Here is a 15686-nt window from a genome sequence, read left to right on the forward strand (position 1 = left end):
TCATGCCCGGGCTTGTCCCGGGCATCCACGTCTTTGGTTCTGCGTGAAGAAAGACGTGGATGGCCGGGACAAGCCCGGCCATGACGACGTCGGATTGGTAGCTCGGAAGCGAGGGGACCTACCGCCGAAAACCGCTGGCGCGCGAATAGCTCTGGCGGCCTTCCTGCGACGGGCGCGCCGCCATGCTGGCGCGGGTCTCGCTGGCGACCGGCGTCGCGGGCTTCAAATCCTCGAGGAAGATCGGCTTGGCGAAGTAATAGCCCTGGGCAAAGCGGATCTTGGTCGCCGCCTGCAGATAGGCGAGCTCCTCGTAGGACTCGATGCCCTCGGCGACCACGGTCATGCCGAGCGCCTCGCTCAGCGATTCGATCGCGCGCAGGATGCCCTGGCTGCGCGGCCGCTTATGGATGTCGGTAATGAAGGAGCGGTCGATCTTGATCTCGTCGGCGGTGATGTCGGCGAGCGCCGACAACGACGAATAGCCGATGCCGAAATCGTCGATCGAGATGCCGACGCCGATGCTGCGCAGGATCGGCAGGATCTGATCCTGGAAATGCGACCGGGTCACGAACGCGTCTTCGGTCACCTCGATCATGAATCGCTTCGGGAAGCCGGTCTCCTCGATTGCGCGCGCGAAGCGGCGCATGAACTCGAGATTGCCGGCCTGCTTGGCCGCGACGTTGATGCTGATCGTTGCCGTTGGGCCGAACGTGTCGTTGATCAGGTCGATCGACTTGACGATTTCCGCCAGCACCAGGAACGTCAGCTCGTCGATCAGGCCGAGCTCCACGGCGAGGTCGATGAAGGTACCCGGCGCCTGGATCACGCCCTCGTCGTCGCGCAGCCGCACCAGCGCCTCGATGCCCTTCACCTCCTGGGTGCGGATATCGACCTTGGCCTGAAATGCGCAGCAGAAGCGCTTCTCGAGAATCGCCAGTCGCAGCGACTGCTCGATCTTCATCCGTGCCAGCGCCTCGCGCTCCATGCTGTTGTCGAAGAACGCGATCGCGCCCTTGCCGTTGTGCTTGACGCGGTACATCGCGATGTCGGCATTCTGGCGCAGCGCCTCGTAGCTCCTGCCATGCACTGGGTAGAGGCTGACGCCGATCGAGGTCGAGGCGAAGATCTCGGAGTCCTCGATGAAGAACGGCGCCTTCAGCCGCTCCTGCATGACATGGATGAACTCGGCAACCTCGTCATTGCTGCTGATCGGGTTCAGCAGCAGCAGGAATTCGTCGCCGGAGATGCGCGACAGGATATCGGTGTCGCGCAGCGCGTGGCCGAGCCGCTTGGACAGTTCGACCAGCAGCGCGTCGCCGATCGCATGGCCGTAATAGTCGTTGATGTGCTTGAAATTGTCGACGTCGAGGAAGGCGAGCGCGAAATGGCTCTGCGAGGTGTCGCGGATCAGGCCGTTGACGCGATGCTCGATCACCCGGCGGGTCGGCAGGCCGGTCAGCTCGTCGTAATAGGCCGAGCGGAATAGCTGGTCCTCGAATGCCTTCTGCTCGCTGATGTCGGTCGATGTCGAGATCAAGAGATTGCGCCCGGCGATCTGGACCGGCCGATGCGAGGTGAGAAACACGTATTTCGATGCGCCGCAGGACAGCACTTCCTCGAGCACGACAGGGCGACCGCTGCGCAGCAGGTCCAGATTGGCGGCGTGGCGTTCGTCGCCCGGCGACGGCTGGCTCGCGCTGGCGGCCAGCTGCAACTGGCTCGCTGCCGCTTCATTCACCAGGATGAACTGGCCGTGCTCGTCCTGGACGGTGACGCCCGCCGGCAGCAGTTGGAGGAGATCGCGCAAGATGCGCAGTTCATTTCCGGAAATGTCGTCTCGGCCGGTCGCTGCCGCGCCCGCCTGAAAATCGTTCTTGGTGAAACTATGCATGCGCCGACCTTGGCAAAGTCCGTTGTAGTTTTGGTTAAGCGGACCTGCGAAATGCCGTGACAGAATGAGACCCGGGCTGCTTTCGCAAGCCGTCGCGGCAATCGTCATTAACAGAGTATCAATGTCGGCCTCGGCCGTCGGTGAAAGCGATTGCGGCGCGCGCGGTTGCACCAAAAAATGCGCCTGTGCCGGAAAGCCGACTTATCAACAGTTGGGAAGCTTGCACTGCATGGTGCAATGAACACCGGTCTTCAGGTAACTGATCTCGGTCTTGCCGTCGAACGGCCGCAGCGCCGACTTCAGGAGCTTGGTGCCGAAGCCGGCTTCGCCGATCGCCTCGACCACCGGCCCCTCGGTTTCGTCCCAGATCACATTGAGACGTCCGTCGTCGACCGTCCATGACACCTGCAGAAATCCGCGCGGCGAGGAGAAGGCGCCGTACTTTCCTGCGTTGGTTGCGAGCTCATGGAAGATCAGCGCCAGCGAGACGGCGAGCTTGGCGGGCAGGAACAGTTGCTCGCCATTGAGATTGAACCGCACGTGACCGTAGGGACCGAGTTCCGAGCGCAGCAAATCCTTGATATCGCAGCCATAGCCATCGACCCGCGCGATCAGATCGTCGGTCGCCGAGAGCGCGCGGATGCGATGGTCGATGCGCTGCCAGACGTCGGGCCGGTCCTGCAGCGCCTGATGCAGCACGGCATGAATGGTCGAGGACTTGTTCTTCAGCCGGTGCTGCAACTCGTCGACCACGACCTTGCGGTACTGCTCCTCCTCGATCAGCCGCTTGGAGACCTCGCGCTGCTGCGCGACCAGGGAACGGTAGTGCTCCACGCCCCAGATCGCGATGCCGCACACCACCCAGAAGATCATCAGAAGTGCAAAGCGCGCCGGATCGGCATGGGTGCTGCTGAAATTGAGGACGACGCCGAGCAGGCCGCTTGCCAGCGCGGTCGCGATCCCGATCCGGAAGCCGCCAAGGGCGGTCGCAAAAAACACTGCCGGGAAATACGGCGTGAAGAACACGTCCGGTCTGATCTGGGCGAGCCCGAAGCGCGCGGCCGTGGCCAAAACGAGGCAAAGCACGGCGAAGGCGACCGCAAGCAGCAGCGAAGGCTGGGAATCGCCCCGCCAACCAGCCCTGAAATCGTTGATCCACTTCGCCATCTGTCGTTCCAGTTCACGTGAACAGGCGAACCAAAATAAGGCCGCTGCGACCGAAAAACCGCAGTTGTGGCCTTCTGGCCACAGATGGACCTCGTCGACCGGTAACCATGCCCCGCGCTTGCGTTGTCCGGAGCGGCTGGGGAATATCGGCAACATCAAACATCAGTTGAGGGAACGGCATGGGACGGCTGGACGGCAAGGTCGCGGTCATTACCGGGGCGACGAGCGGCATCGGGTTGCGCACGGCGGAGGTCTTTGTCGCCGAGGGTGCGAGGGTCGTGATCGCCGGGCGCCGCGCGCCCGAAGGCGAGGCGCTGGCGCAACAGCTCGGCGGCAACTGCCTGTTTCGTCAGACCGACGTCACGGTCGAGGAGCAGATGCAGGCGCTGATCGGGCTTGCGGTCGAGAAATTCGGCCGGCTCGACTGCTTGTTCAACAATGCCGGCGGCCCGGCGCAGACCGGAGGCATCGAGGGCCTCGACGTCGAGCGGTTCGACGCCGCGATGGCGACGCTGGTGCGCAGCGTCATGCTCGGCATGAAGCATGCCGCGCCCATCATGCGCAAACAGGGTTCTGGCAGCATCATCAACAATGGCAGCATCGCCGGCCGGCTCGCCGGCTTCTCCTCGTCGATGGTCTATGGCGCGGCGAAGGCCGCGGTGATCCATTTCACCAAATGCGTGGCGATGGAGCTCGGCGAATCCGGCATTCGCGTCAACTCGATCTCGCCCGGCGCGATCGCCACTGGCATTTTCGGCAAGGCGTTGGGATTGTCGACCGACGCCGCCGAGAAGACGGCGGCCGTCATGCGCGAGGTCTACAAGGCGGCGCAGCCGATCCCGCGCGCGGGTCTGCCCGACGACATTGCGCACGCCGCGGTGTTTCTGGCGAGCGACGAGTCGAGCTTCATCAACGGCCATGACCTCGTCATCGACGGGGCCATCACCGGCGGCCGCAACTGGAGCCAGCAGCAGGCAGGCTACGTCGCGCTGCGCAAGGCGTTCGATCAGGGGGCGTAGGCCGCGAGCTCCTCGCAGTGACGCGGAAAGGTAAGTTGGCCATGTCCGCATTGACCGGATCGACCGAGGGATCTCCCCAATCACGGACCCGCGTCAGCCCAAGGGTCGAGCGGAAGCTGCAACGTCTTGCTGCCGTGGTCGTGGTCGGAATCCTGTCCGGCGTCGCGGTCGGTCTGAGCCGCGGGAGCGGTGGAGCGACGCCGCTGATCGCCGGCGCCACCTACGGCTTCCTGCTTGCCGCCATCATCGGGGCCATCGAACTGTTCGTTCTCGAGGATTGGGACTGGCTCAACCGCCTGTCCTTTCTCTCCAATCTGATCGCGCGCAGCGCCATCTACGCCGCCATCATCATCGGCATCCAGCTGCTGCAGGCGGGCGAGCGCGTCGCAGGCGCGCCGCTGCAGGCTTCGTTCGAAGATTTCTGGTGGAGCTTCGCCTATTCCGCGGGAGTCTCGGTGCTGGTGAATCTTGGCTTCAGCATCGCCAATCTGATCGGCCCGCGCGCCTTCATGAACTTCGTCACCGGACGCTATCACGCGCCGGTCGAGGAAGAGCGCTTCGTGCTGTTCGTCGACATCGCCGGATCGACCGGGCTCGCCGAGCGGCTCGGCGGCATCGGCATCCATCGTTTCCTCGACCGCACCTTCCGTTTGCTGACGCAGTCGGTGGTCGATTATCGCGGCGAAGTGCTCAACTATGTCGGCGACGAGATCATCGTGACCTGGCCCGAGCGGAACGGCGCGGTCGATTGCCGGCCGCTGCGCTGCTTCGTGGCGATGCGCCGCACGTTGCAGAAGGCGGCGCCGCAGTTCGAGCGCGAATTCGGCGCGGTGCCGCAGGTCCGCGGCAGCCTGCATTTCGGCCCCGTGATCGTCGGCGAGATCGGCGACGTCAAGCGCGCAATCGTCTTCAACGGCGATGTCATGAACACCGCGGCGCGGCTGGAGGAATTGAGCCGCAAGGTCGACGGCGGCTTTCTTGCCTCACGCGCCGCGATGGCTCGCTTCGCCGCGCCGCCGCCGTTTCCGGTCAGCGATCTCGGCACGCTTGAAATCCGCGGCCGCGTTGACGGCATCGATGTCGTCGGGATCGGGGCGGTGGCGTAGTCTTTGGCCTCCCAAGCGGAGCGGCAGCGGCGTCGCCACCTTCCGCGTATGCCCGATCAACGTTCGGCAGCGGCAAACTGCCGGACGGGTTGACGGCTGGGATTTGGACAACCTTTGAGATATTCTGTCGATGCAGTGTATTGACAGGGCAAATAGCTCCGGATTGTCCAATGAGCCAAGATCGCAGCTTCGCGGTAAATCGTCTCTGGGCGACCGTCGCGCTGGCCGCGCTCCTGATCGCCATCCTGATTTTTACGTTCATGTTCCTGGCGTGCAGCGCGACTTCATTGGGCTTGGCTATGGATTTTCCGCGCCACGTCGGCGAATCCGCCATGTTTTTCGTGGTGGCCGTGATCTGCGGTGCAGCCCTGCTTTACCTGTGCGCGGCCTTTGCGAGTCTGTTCAAAACACTCAAGGCAGGCGGTCCTGCTCTGACGATATCGTCTGAAGGGTTCAGATACAGCTTCGCCTCCGACGACTTGATTTCGTGGAAGGAGATCAGGGACATCAGCCTTGACGGTGGCTTGGGGAGAAGAAAATCCGCGACGGGGCTGCGTTTTCAACTGGACTCTGGTTTTGCCGACACTTTGCATTGGCGCAGCAGAATCGCCAATTCGTTCAAGTCACAAGTCATCGCAGTGCGTTTCGCGCTTATCAAAGCTCCAAAGGCAGAGCTTCAGGAGGCGCTGATCCGGCCGCTGCAATCGAAGTCCGTGCAAGCTTCGTCCGCTTTGCTCGCGAAGGCCGACTGGCTGCTCGCGGACCGGTGACGCGGAATTTGCGGGTGATGACACCGGGTTGTTTAATATCTTGAAGCGCGAACCTTCCTCAGCGTCGTCCCGGCGAAGGCCGGGACCCATTACCCCAAATCTCAACTGTTGCGCGATGCTGTGGCCGCGATCCCGTTCGCAATCGGGCGTCGTGGCTATGGGTCCTGGCTTTCGCCAGGAAGACGATTGTGGCTTCGGCGCGATATCGATTCCAGCTTTCGCAGATGCGACAGCTGCGCGATGAGCACGCGGCAAGATACTCTTGGCCTCACACCTTCTGCTTCGCCGCAGCCTTGGCGAGGTCAGGCGCGTTGACCGCCGGGATCGCGACGCGGCCTGTGCCGGTTTGCTGGAGGGCGGCGGCGGCCTTGTCGTTCTGCATGATCTTGGCCATCACGGCCTGGCCGGCGCGCTCGAACACGGCGCGGTTGTCGATCAGGAACTGGCGCGACTTGCGCAGGCCGTCGATATAGCCGTTGATCTCCGGGACGACATAGCGCGCGACCAGGTCCCAGCTGCGGCGGGTGTTTTCCGGATTGGCCCAGTCATGGGCAAAGCCGATGATCGAGCCGATGCCGCCGGAGACGTCGACCAGGTTCTTGATCATCTTAATCAGATCATCCGGCGTGCCGATGGTGGATGCGGCACCGTCGACGAACGCGGTCTTGTCGACTGCCTCGTCCGGCGAGGCGAACGCGGTCAGGCCCGGCCGCATCAGGGTGCCGACGTTATATTCGTTGTGCCAGCGCATCAGCCCGGCGCCGGCCTCGCGCCGCGCCTGTTCGCGGGTCTCGGCGATGTGCCAGGACAGTAGCACGCGCCAGTTGGAACGGCTCACGGTGGTGCCGGCCTTCTTGGCGGCGTCCTCGGCGAACTGCCATTGCTGCGGCAGCGCCATCAGGCCCTGGGTCGACATCGAGCCCAGCGAGATGATGCCGATGCCGTATTTGCCGGCGAGCGTCATGCCCGACGGCGAGATCTGCGAGGCCACCACGAACGGCATGTCCTCCTGCAGCGGCAGGATCTGCAGCGCGGCGTCGTGCATCTCGAACCAGTCGGTCTTGGCGGTCACGCGCTCGCCGTTGAACAGGCGGCGGATCACCGCGATCGCCTCGTCCTGGCGGTCGCGCTGGGTCATCGGGTCGATGCCGAGCGTATGCGCGTCGGAGGCGAGCGCGCCGGGGCCGGAGCCGAAGATGGCGCGGCCGCCGGTCATATGGTCGAGCTGCACCATGCGCTGCGCGACGTTGAAGGGGTGGTGGTAGGGCAGTGAGATCACGCCGGTGCCGAGCTTGATGCGCTTGGTGCGCTCGCCGGCGGCGGCCAGAAACATCTCCGGCGAGGCGATGGTCTCCCAGCCCGAGGAGTGATGCTCACCGCACCAGAATTCGTCATAGCCGAGGTCGTCGAGCTGTTCGACGAAATCGAGGTCGCGGCGGAATTGCAGCATCGGATGCTCGCCGATCGGGTGATGCGGGGCGAGGAAGGCTCCGAACTTGAGGCGCGCCATAGGTCGTTCTCTCCGGCTTTTTGTTATGGGGGCTTTCCGCCAACCTACGGGGTGGGCGAAAGCAAGGCAATGCTCCGGGGTTGCGGCGCCCGCATGGTTGTTGCGCAAATCGGCGGCGATTGCCGCCCTCCGGAATGTTTCCCAGCGCATCAACGCAACTTGCGCGGGGGAGCGCGGGCAGGTGCGGGATCGCCAATGGATGACGCACCCGTGAACCGACGCTTACGTCCGAGGTAATCGAAGCGATGACTGGAATCTGCTGATGTCGGACGTGACGTCATTTCGGGCAGGGCAGGGCATGCACCAGATCGTTTCAACGCGGGCGGCGACCTCGCGCCGCTGGTGGGTGCTGGCGATCGTGGTGTCGGCGCAATTCATGTTCGGCGTCGATGCCTTCATCGTCAACGTCGCGATCCCGACCATCGCGGCGGAGCTGCACGCCACCCCGGCGCAGATCGAGGCCGTGATCGCGATCTATCTGATCGCCTATGCCACGCTGGTGGTCACCGGCGGCCGGCTCGGCGACATCTACGGCACCAGGAACGTGTTTATTGCGGGCGTCGCGGGCTTCTCGGTGACGTCGCTGTGGTGCGGCCTCGCGCAGTCCGGACCGGAGCTGATCATCGCGCGGCTGGCGCAGGGCGCAACCGCGGCGCTGATGGTGCCGCAGGTGCTGGCGACGCTGCATCTATTGTTCTCCGATGCCGCCCGCGCACGGGCCTTCGGCATCTACGGGATCGTGCTGGGGCTCGCGGGCGCTGCGGGCTTCATGCTCGGCGGCGTGCTGGTGACGCTCGATCTCGCGGGTCTCGGCTGGCGTGCGGTGTTCTTCGTCAACGTGCCGTTCGGCGTCATCATCATCGCGGCCGCGCTGAAGATCATGCCGACGGTGCCGCGCCGCGCCGGCACGCGGCTCGACATACCGGGCGCGATCGTGCTGTTCGTGGGCTTGCTGTGCCTGATCGGCCCGCTGCTGTTCGGTCACGATCTCGGCTGGACGGCAGCGGTGTGGCTGGTGATGGCGGCGGGTGTCGCGGTGATCGCGGCGTTCGTGCGGCTCGAGCGCAGCGTCGCGCGCCGCGGCGGCATGCCGCTGATCGACCTGTCGCTGCTGTCCGATCTCGCCTTCATGCGCGGCCTGGTCGCGGTGTTTTTCTTCTTCTTCGCCAACCTGTCGTTCTATCTGATCATGACCATGTTCATGCAGAAGGGCTTGCTGATTCCGGCGCTGGAGGCCGGGCTGGTGTTCGTGCCGCTGGCGCTGACGTTCGTGATCGCCTCGCGTCACAGCGGTGTGCGTGCGAAGCATCGCGGCACGCTGGTGCTGATCGAGGGCTGCGCCGTTCAGATCGTCGGACTTGCCGCGCTGGTCGCGACGGTGCAAGCCATCGCGGCACCATCGGCGCTGCTGCTCGCGCTGGTGCTTGTCATCTTCGGCTACGGCCAGGGCCTGGTGATGGCACCACTGTCTAGCGCGGTGCTCTCGAGCGTGAAACCTGCCAGCGCCGGTGCCGGCTCCGGCATGTACGGCACCACGACACAGATCGGCAACGCAGCCGGCGTCGCTGCGATCGGTGCGGTGTTCTTCGCCGTTGAAAGCACGACATCGGCGCATCTGGCGTTGTTTGCAGCATGCGCATTGTTTGTGCTGTCGATATCGATTTCAGCCGCATTTCTGTCATGGATGCGCCGCGCCAGCGCATGAATCCGGAGATCATGGCGCGTATTTTTCGAAAAGGTCATGCTCAAACAAGGTGCTAAGGCAACTATTTCGACCGTTCCGTAGCGCGATCACGCGTTAACGCCGATTCTCACAATTCCGCAGGGAAAGACAGCACACGGCCTTTTCATTTCGCAGTGCAGCAATTATCTGTTCGGGTGACACAGAAGACGAAATCACCTCAGGAGTTGCTGTTGTCCCTGGTCAACAACGTCGAATTCTTGCGTCATCTGCCCAAGATGAACGCGTTCAGCGGCTTGAGCGCATTTGCGCCGGCCGTGCCGACGCCGCTCGTCGAGACGACCGAATTCGGCGTCAACCCCGGCGAACTGAAGATGTTCTCGTTCGTGCCCGCGCAGCTCGCGCGGTCGCCCGCGCTCGTCGTGGTGCTGCATGGCTGCGGCCAGACCGCCGCGTCCTACGATCACGGTGCCGGCTGGTCGGCGCTCGCGGCGCATTACGGTTTTGCGCTGCTGATGCCGGAGCAGCAGGCCGCCAACAACGGCAACACCTGCTTCAACTGGTTCAATCCGCAGGACATCGCGCGCGACCAGGGCGAGGCCGCTTCGATCCGGCAGATGATCGCGCACATGGTCGGCGCGCATGAGATCGATCCGCGCCGCATCTATGTGACGGGACTGTCCGCCGGCGGCGCGATGGCCTCGGTGATGCTCGCGACCTATCCGGATGTGTTCGCGGGCGGCGCCATCATCGCCGGCCTGCCGTTCGGCGTCGCTACCGATCTGCGCGAGGCGCTGCATGCGATGATGCATGCGAGCGCGCTGTCCGCGCCCGAACTCGGCGGTCTCGTGCGCAACGCCTCCACCCACAGCAGTGCGTGGCCGAAGATTTCGGTGTGGCACGGCAGCGCCGACCGCACCGTGCATCCCGGCAATGCCGATGCGATCGTCCGGCAGTGGCTCGACGTCCACGGCCTGCCGCTCGCTGCGATGTCGAAGGCGGATGTCGACGGCCATCCGCGCGAGGTGTGGTGGAACGCCGATGGCGAAACGCTGGTCGAGTCCTATAGCATCACCGACATGGCGCATGGCACGCCGCTCGGGCTGGCCGACAATGACGAGCGCTATGGCGTGGAAGGCGCGTTCCTGATCGAGGCCGGGATCTCCTCGTCCTATCACATCGCGAGCTTCTTCGGCCTGACCGACAAGGTCCGTCAGCCGCACATCGCGCCGACGGGGGTGCCGCGCGAGAACGCCGACACGATCTCGATGACGATCCCGGTGCCTGCGGCCGAGCCCGAGCCGAAGCCCGTATCCGGCCGCAAGAGCGACCGGCCGCGCAAGCGACGGAGCAAAGGTGTCGACGTCGGCGCCGTCATCACGCGGGCGCTGACCGCCGCGGGGTTGATGAAGTAGCGCTACATCTCACCGGTCAGGAACGGGTTCGTCATCCGCTCCTGGCCGATGCTTGATCCCGCGCCATGGCCGCAGATGAAGCCGACATCGTCGCCGAGCGGCAGCAGTTTCTCCTTGATCGACTGGATCAATGTCGGATGGCTGCCGCCGGGCAGGTCGGTGCGCCCGACCGAGCCGGCGAACAACACGTCGCCGACATGCGCGAAGCGCAGCTCCTTGTTGAAGAACACCACGCTGCCCGGTGAATGGCCGGGGCAGTGCAGAATGTCGAAGGTGAGGTCGCCGATCGAGACCTGATCGCCCTCGTCGAGCCAGCGGTCCGGTCCGAAATTGCGCACCCCCGTCATGCCGAAGCGTTCGCCGCTCGAGACGACGTTGTCGAGCAAATATTTGTCGGCGATGTGCGGGCCCTCGATCTTGACCTGCAGCGCGTCGCGCAGCTCGGCGGCGCCGCCGACATGGTCGATATGGCCGTGGGTCAGCCAGATCTTCTCGACCGTGACGCCGGTCTGCTTGATCGCGGCCTGGATCTTCTCCACGTCGCCGCCGGGGTCGATCACCACGGCCTTCTTGGTCGGCTCGTGCCAGATGATGGTGCAGTTCTGTTCGAACAGCGTCACCGGCACGATGATCGCGCCGGCCTTCGGTTTGGTGTCGGTTGTCTCGTTCATCAGGGCACCATAGGCTTCCGGGAAACGCCGTCAACACGCACGGGAAATGCGTCTGCCCTGGCGTGTGATCCCAAAACGGACCGTGATAAGGTCACCTCCAGCACAACACGTTCGTGAGCGGACCGGTACGCGGTTGCCCTCGATCACGGCTCACGTCCTCGCAGTCCGGAACTTCATGACCCAGGATCCCAAATCACCGCTCGGCGGACCCCGGACCACCGCCCGCGCCTTCTTCGTCGCGGACCGCATCAACACGTCCGGCCTCGAGCGCAGCGACGTGCTGGCCACGACGCCGCTGGCGTTTCGCGTCAATGATAATGGTGTGGCGATCCTGTTTCGCTATGGCGTCGTCGTGCTGATCGGTCTCAACGCGCTGGAGGAGGATGAATTCCTGCGCAGCCTGCAATCGCGCATGACCGGCCTGTTCGCGCGGCGCGAGGAGGAGACTGCGATCATCGAGGTCGCCGCGGAAAGGGAGGACCAGATTCCGCCGGGCGGTCCGATCTATCTGCAAAGCCTGTCGCCGGAGCGGCTGATCCTGGTCGGCGAGGCGCTGGCGAAGAGCGTGGTGCTGGCGCGGCACGAGCGCGAAGTCCGGGCCGTGTTCGACACCACCGAGCCGTTCGCGCGCGCGCTCGCCAAGGACGGCCGGGTGTTGGGCGGCCGCGCCGCGATCCTCAAGCACATCGGCAACGCGCTGTCGGTGCGGCATCGCGTGGCCGGGCCGGTCGAGGTGTCGGAGAAGCCCGACATCCTCTGGGACAAGCCGCAGCTCGAGCGCCTCTATGCCCGGCTCGAGGACGAGTATGAGTTGAAGGAGCGTGCGGAATCGCTCAATCGCAAGCTCGCTGTTGTTGCCGAAACCGCGCAGGTGCTGACCGACATCATCGATACCAGCCGCTCGCTGCGGCTGGAGCTGATCATCGTCTTCCTGATCCTGTTCGAGGTGCTGATCACCATCTATCAGCTGGCGATGGCCCGCCACTGACGCGCTGCAGCGCCATTTTTCCGTCCCGATTTGCGTCATCCCTGAACCGATCGGCCGCCCCGGGGCACGGAGCGGCCTGGACCGGGCCGCGAGCTTGGGGGGACGGATGGATCAGGACGACAGGGACTGGTGGCGGCGTGGCATCTTCTATCAGGTCTATCCGCGATCGTTCGGGGATAGCGACGGCGATGGTGTCGGCGATCTCAGGGGCATCATCGCGCGGCTGCCTTATCTGACGCGGCTCGGCGTCGACGCGGTCTGGCTGTCGCCGATCTTCACCTCGCCGATGGCCGATTTCGGCTACGACATCTCCGATTACACCGGCATCGATCCGCTGTTCGGGACGATGGAGGATTTCGACGCGCTGGTCGCGGCCGCCCACGATTGCGGCCTCAAGCTGATCCTCGATCTCGTGCCGAACCACACCTCCGATCAGCATCCCTGGTTCATCGAGGCGAAGAGCTCGCGCGATAATCCCAAGCGCGATTGGTACATCTGGCGCGATGGAGCGCCGGATGGCGGTCCGCCCAACAACTGGCTGTCGGAGTTCGGCGGCAGCGCCTGGACGTATGACGAAGCCTCCGGCCAATATTACTATCACGCCTTCCTCGCGCAGCAGCCTGATCTGAACTGGCGCAATCGCGAGGTCCGGGACGCGATCTACGAGGTGATGCGCGTCTGGCTGCGCAAGGGCGTCGACGGCTTTCGTGTCGACGTGATCTGGCACCTGATCAAGGATGCCGAATTCCGCGACAACCCGCCGAACCCGCATTATCGCGCAGACCGGCCGCCGCATGAGAAGGTGCTGACGCAGTATTCGACCGATCAGCTCGAAGTCCATGCCGTCATCACCGAGATGCGCTGCGTCACCGAGGAGTTCGACAACCGCGTGCTGATCGGCGAGATCTATCTGCCGCTGCACCGGCTGGTCGCCTATTACGGCAACGATCTGCGCGGCGCGCAGATGCCGTTCAATTTCGCGCTGCTGTCGACCCTGTGGAGCGTGCGCTCGGTCGAGATGATCATCGCCGATTACGAAAAGGCATTGCCGCCGGGGGCGTGGCCGAACTGGGTGCTCGGCAATCATGACCGGCCGCGGGTGGCGAGCCGGGTGGGGCCGGCGCAGGCGGGCGTCGCGGCGATGCTGCTATTGACGCTGCGCGGCACACCGACGCTCTACTATGGCGACGAGATCGGCATGCGCCAGGTCGCGATCTCGCCGGATCAGGTGTGTGATCCCTTCGAGAAGAATGTGCCCGGCATCGGCGTCGGCCGCGACGGCTGCCGCACCCCGATGCAATGGAGTGCCGAGCCTCATGCCGGGTTTTCGACGGCGACGCCGTGGCTGCCGCTCGCACAGGATTATGCAAGCGACAATGTCGAAAGCCTCGAAGCGGAGCCCGCGTCGATCCTCAACCTCTACAAGGCGCTGATCGCGCTGCGGCGCAAGCTGCCGCAGCTCGTCCATGGCAGCTATGAGCCGGCGGCGGCGCATGGCGACGTGCTGCTCTACCGGCGGCGCAGCGCCGAGGGGGTCGTGGTGATCGCGCTGAATTTCGGCGCGGCCCCCGCGTCGGTCTCCTCGAGTGCCATCGGCTTCAGCAACGAGGTGCTGCTATCGACGTTCATGGACCGGCAGGGCGAGAAGGTCGAAGGCGTGCTCGAACTGCGCGGCAATGAAGGCGTGATCCTCGGGCCGCATCAGGATGATTAGCGGGATGTGCGGGGCGTCTTGGTATCGATATCGCTGCGCTTGAGCAGATAGTCGAGTCCGCCGACCCGGTACCAGCGATAGCCATAGGCCTCGATCAGGAGCTTGTGACGGCCGGCATCGTCGGCACGGCTGTGATCTTCGGTCAGGAGATTGACGAGGAGATTGCCGGCGTCGTCGGATAACCCGACGTTGAACGATATTTCGAGCGGCTTTTCCGCGAAATTGTGCACGAACAGCACCGAGTTGTTGCGCCAATCGTAGCGAATGATCAGGACGGCGGGATTTCGGGTTGCGATGACCTTGAAGTCGCCCCAGCCGACCTCGGGGACTTCCTTGCGCATACGGATGATGCGCTCGGTCCAGTTCAGCATCGAGTTGGGATCGCGCCGCTGCTTGGCGGCGTTGACGTGCTCATAGCCATAAGGGCCGTCGTCGATCACGGGCACGCATGGCCGGTCGCTTTCGGTAAAGCCGCCGTGCGGCTCGGTCGACCATTGCATCGGCGTGCGCGCGCAGGTGCGTTCGGGCAGATCGAGATTGTCGCCCATGCCGAGTTCATCGCCGTAGCGGATGACGGGCGTACCGGGAAGCGTGCACATGACACTGTAGGCGAGCTCCAGACGCCGGCGGTCGCCGCCCAGCATGGGCGCAAGGCGGCGCCGGATGCCGCGGTTGTAGAGCTGCATGCTCTTGTCCGGACCGAACGCCCTGAACACCGTCTCGCGCTGCGCCTTGGTGAGACGGCCGAGGTCGAGCTCGTCGTGATTGCGCAGGAACAGGCCCCACTGCGCAGTCGCTGGACGCGGCCTGGTCGCCGCCAAGGCTTTCGCCAGCGGCTTCGAATCGGCCGATGCCAGCGCGTAGAACAGGTGCTGATTGACGTGGAAGTTGAACATCATGTGCATTCGGTCGCCGTCGCGCCCGAAATACTCCATGTCCGTCTCCGGCAGCACGTTGGCCTCGGCGAGGATGATGGCATTGCCCTGACGCCATTGCAGGAATTCGCGAAACGATCGCAGCATGTCGTATTGCTCGGTCGGCTTGCGCACCGAGGCGCCCTTGGTCGCGATCACGAAGGGCACCGCGTCCATGCGGAACCCCGAGACGCCGAGCTGCGTCCAGAACCCCATGATCTTGAGGATCTCGGCCTGCACGTGCGGGTTCGACGTGTTGAGATCCGGCTGGAAATCGTAGAAGCGATGAAAGTACCAGGCGCCCGCCTGCTTGTCGCGCGTCCAGGTCGATTTCTGCACGCCGGGAAACACCATGCCGGTGTTGGCATTGGCGGGCTTCTTGTCCGACCAGACGTACCAGTCGCGATGCGGCGAGTCCTTTGCGCTGCGCGCTGACCGAAACCAGGCGTGTTGATCGGAGGTGTGATTGACGACGAGATCGATGATCACGCGGATGCCGCGTTGCTGGCAGCCATGGGTAAACTCGACGAAATCGCCCAGCGTGCCGTAGCGCGGATCGACGCCGTAATAGTCCGATATGTCGTAGCCGCCGTCCCTGTCGGGCGAAGGCTGAAACGGCATCAGCCAGATCGTGGTGATGCCGAGCCCGTCCAGATAGTCCAGACGCCGCAGCAGGCCGCTGAAATCGCCGATACCATCGCCATTGGCATCCATGTAGGTGCCAACGGACAGGCAATAGATCACGCCATTCTTGTACCAGAGGTCGTCGATCACCAGGCTATCCTCTCCGGTCCGCACATGGCAGGGCCGGGAGATAAGCGGCGAGGCAGCGCTGGGTTC

At 64.2% G+C, this 15686-nt stretch carries 12 protein-coding genes; 7 read left to right on the top strand and 5 right to left on the bottom strand.

Annotation, left to right across the window (positions count from 1 at the left end; all coding sequences use genetic code 11):
• Window positions 1-118 precede the first annotated feature (118 nt).
• Together BI327_RS24860 and BI327_RS24865 are read right to left on the bottom strand one after the other, a co-directional pair.
• Window positions 119-1891 carry a putative bifunctional diguanylate cyclase/phosphodiesterase gene (locus tag BI327_RS24860; RefSeq protein WP_076863866.1) on the bottom strand — a complete coding sequence of 591 codons (1773 nt, stop codon included), beginning with the start codon at window positions 1889-1891 and terminating at the stop codon, window positions 119-121.
• 204 nt (window positions 1892-2095) lie between these two features.
• Complete coding sequence (locus tag BI327_RS24865) at window positions 2096-3058, bottom strand: sensor histidine kinase (RefSeq protein ID WP_076863868.1); 963 nt, start codon at window positions 3056-3058, stop codon at window positions 2096-2098.
• Between the two features lie 179 nt (window positions 3059-3237).
• Here BI327_RS24865 and BI327_RS24870 point away from each other — a divergent pair, with 179 nt between their 5' ends.
• The 3 genes from BI327_RS24870 to BI327_RS24880 all read left to right on the top strand — a co-directional run bounded on the left by BI327_RS24870 (window position 3238) and on the right by BI327_RS24880 (window position 5953).
• Window positions 3238-4077 carry an SDR family NAD(P)-dependent oxidoreductase gene (locus BI327_RS24870; RefSeq protein WP_076863870.1) on the top strand — a complete coding sequence of 280 codons (840 nt, stop codon included), beginning with the start codon at window positions 3238-3240 and terminating at the stop codon, window positions 4075-4077.
• A 41-nt stretch (window positions 4078-4118) separates the two neighbouring features.
• On the top strand, window positions 4119-5183 hold the full coding sequence (locus BI327_RS24875; RefSeq protein WP_076863872.1) for an adenylate/guanylate cyclase domain-containing protein: 1065 nt from the start codon (window positions 4119-4121) through the stop codon (window positions 5181-5183).
• Between the two features lie 170 nt (window positions 5184-5353).
• Entirely contained in the window at window positions 5354-5953 is a 600-nt protein-coding gene (locus BI327_RS24880; RefSeq protein ID WP_076863874.1) for a hypothetical protein, read from the top strand.
• Between the two features lie 268 nt (window positions 5954-6221).
• Here BI327_RS24880 and BI327_RS24885 read toward each other — a convergent pair whose 3' ends face one another.
• Window positions 6222-7463 (bottom strand): LLM class flavin-dependent oxidoreductase, encoded by a 1242-nt coding sequence (locus BI327_RS24885; protein ID WP_076863875.1) that lies wholly within the window; start codon window positions 7461-7463, stop codon window positions 6222-6224.
• A 298-nt stretch (window positions 7464-7761) separates the two neighbouring features.
• On the opposite strand from BI327_RS24885, the gene BI327_RS24890 reads away from it, so the two are divergent.
• Both BI327_RS24890 and BI327_RS24895 read left to right on the top strand, forming a co-directional pair.
• Window positions 7762-9168 (top strand): MFS transporter, encoded by a 1407-nt coding sequence (locus BI327_RS24890; protein ID WP_076863877.1) that lies wholly within the window; start codon window positions 7762-7764, stop codon window positions 9166-9168.
• A gap of 209 nt (window positions 9169-9377) precedes the next feature.
• Window positions 9378-10559 (top strand): extracellular catalytic domain type 1 short-chain-length polyhydroxyalkanoate depolymerase, encoded by a 1182-nt coding sequence (locus tag BI327_RS24895; RefSeq protein WP_076864274.1) that lies wholly within the window; start codon window positions 9378-9380, stop codon window positions 10557-10559.
• Between the two features lie 2 nt (window positions 10560-10561).
• Here the strand turns inward: BI327_RS24895 and BI327_RS24900 are convergent, their stop codons facing one another.
• Window positions 10562-11230: an MBL fold metallo-hydrolase gene (locus BI327_RS24900; protein WP_076863879.1), complete on the bottom strand. Its 669-nt coding sequence runs from the start codon at window positions 11228-11230 to the stop codon at window positions 10562-10564.
• Between the two features lie 175 nt (window positions 11231-11405).
• Here BI327_RS24900 and BI327_RS24905 point away from each other — a divergent pair, with 175 nt between their 5' ends.
• Window positions 11406-12218 carry an RMD1 family protein gene (locus BI327_RS24905; RefSeq protein WP_076863881.1) on the top strand — a complete coding sequence of 271 codons (813 nt, stop codon included), beginning with the start codon at window positions 11406-11408 and terminating at the stop codon, window positions 12216-12218.
• 106 nt (window positions 12219-12324) lie between these two features.
• Window positions 12325-13932 (top strand): alpha-amylase family glycosyl hydrolase, encoded by a 1608-nt coding sequence (locus tag BI327_RS24910; RefSeq protein WP_076863883.1) that lies wholly within the window; start codon window positions 12325-12327, stop codon window positions 13930-13932.
• Here BI327_RS24910 and BI327_RS24915 read toward each other — a convergent pair.
• Complete coding sequence (locus tag BI327_RS24915) at window positions 13929-15620, bottom strand: alpha-amylase family protein (RefSeq protein WP_076863885.1); 1692 nt, start codon at window positions 15618-15620, stop codon at window positions 13929-13931. The genes BI327_RS24910 and BI327_RS24915 overlap by 4 nt on opposite strands.
• Window positions 15621-15686: the final 66 nt, after the last annotated feature.

Origin of the sequence: Bradyrhizobium mercantei (assembly GCF_001982635.1) — a bacterium.
Taxonomy (GTDB): Bacteria; Pseudomonadota; Alphaproteobacteria; order Rhizobiales; family Xanthobacteraceae; genus Bradyrhizobium; species Bradyrhizobium mercantei.